This window comes from Rhizobacter sp. P3_B12, from assembly GCF_056402895.1.
Genome location: NZ_JBFUGN010001239.1, coordinates 1 through 1,545, shown reverse-complemented (window position 1 = coordinate 1,545; position 1,545 = coordinate 1). Strand labels below are relative to the sequence as shown.

At 70.1% G+C, this 1,545-nt stretch carries 1 protein-coding gene; it reads right to left on the bottom strand.

Annotation, left to right across the window (positions count from 1 at the left end; genetic code table 11):
• Nucleotides 1-162: 162 nt before the first annotated feature.
• On the bottom strand, nt 163-1,545 hold a 1,383-nt coding region (gene feoB, locus AC1D01_RS34150; protein ID WP_477873897.1), incomplete at its 5' end, for a ferrous iron transporter B.

Genomic DNA, 1,545 nt, shown 5'->3' with positions numbered 1-1,545 from the left:
CTGCAGCCGCTGCGCGATCGGCGCCGGCCAGGCCGGCCAGCGCGCGAGGTGCCCGGCGACCGTGCGGCGCAGCGCCGCCGGCATCAGCGCGTTGACCGCGTAGCCGAAGCAGCCGAGGACGATCAATCCGACGATCAGGTCTTGCATGGCAGGCCTCCCGGTTCAAGCGCCGAGCCAGAGGGTGACGCGGTAGGTGATGAAGGACGCGATGTACGCGAGCGCGAACAGGTAGCCCGCCATGATCAGCGGGTAGCGCCACGAGTTGGTCTCGCGGCGCACCACCGCGAGCGTCGACATGCACTGCGGCGCGAACACGTACCAGGCGAGYAGCGAGTAGGCGGTCGCGATCGACCAGCTCTGCGCGATCACCGGCGCCAGCGAATCGGCCACCTCGCCGGCCGCCGACATCGCGTAGACCGTGCCGAGCGCGCCGACCGCCACTTCGCGCGCAGCCAGCCCCGGCACCAGCGCGATCGAGATCTGCCAGTTGAAGCCGATCGGCGCGAAGATCACCTCGAGCGCACGACCGAGGTAACCCGCCAGGCTGTACTGGATGGCCGGGCCGGTGGCGCCGTCGGGCGGCCCGGGGAAGCTCGACAGGAACCACAGCACCACCGTCAGCGCGAAGATGATCCCACCGACGCGGCGCAGGAAGATGCGCGCCCGCTCCCACAGCCCGATCGCGAGGTTGCGGACGTTCGGCAGGCGGTACGGCGGCAGCTCCAGCATCAGCGGCTGGTAGCTGCTCTTCATCCACGAGCGCTTCAGCACCCAGGCCACCGCCATCGCCGACACCACGCCGGCCACGTACAGCACGAACAGCGTCACGCCCTGCAGGTTGAACCAGCCGACGCTGCGCTTCGGCACGAAGGCGCCGATCAGCAGCGCGTAGACCGGCAGCCTGGCCGAGCAGGTCATCAGCGGCGCGACCATGATGGTGGCGAGCCGGTCGCGCCAGTTGGGTATGGTGCGCGTGGCCATGATGCCGGGGATCGCGCAGGCGAAGCTCGACAGCAGCGGGATGAAGGCGCGGCCCGACAGCCCGACCTTGCCCATCACGGTGTCGAGCAGGAAGGCGGCGCGCGGCAGGTAGCCCGAGTCTTCCAGCACCAGGATGAACAGGAACAGGATCAGGATCTGCGGCAGGAACACCAGCACGCTGCCGGCGCCGGCGATCACGCCGTCGACCAGCAGGCTGCGCAGCGGGCCCTCGGCCATGTGGGCGTTCAAAAATTCGCCGGCCGCGGCCATGCCGTCCTTGATGGCGTCCATCGGCACGTTGGCCCACGAGAACACCGCCTGGAACATCAGGAACAGCAGCGCCGCGAGCAGCACCAGGCCCCACACCGGGTGCATCACGACCGCGTCGATGCGGTGGTTGAAGCGCTTGAACTGCATCGCGCCGGGCACCGCCACCGCCAGGATGCGGCGCACCTCGCGCTGCAGCTCGGGCAGCGTCGGCGTGTCGGCGACGACCGGCGGCGTCGGCCACTCGGCCTGCTTCTCGAGCTGGGCCAGCAGCGCCTCGTGGCCGCGGCTCTGCAC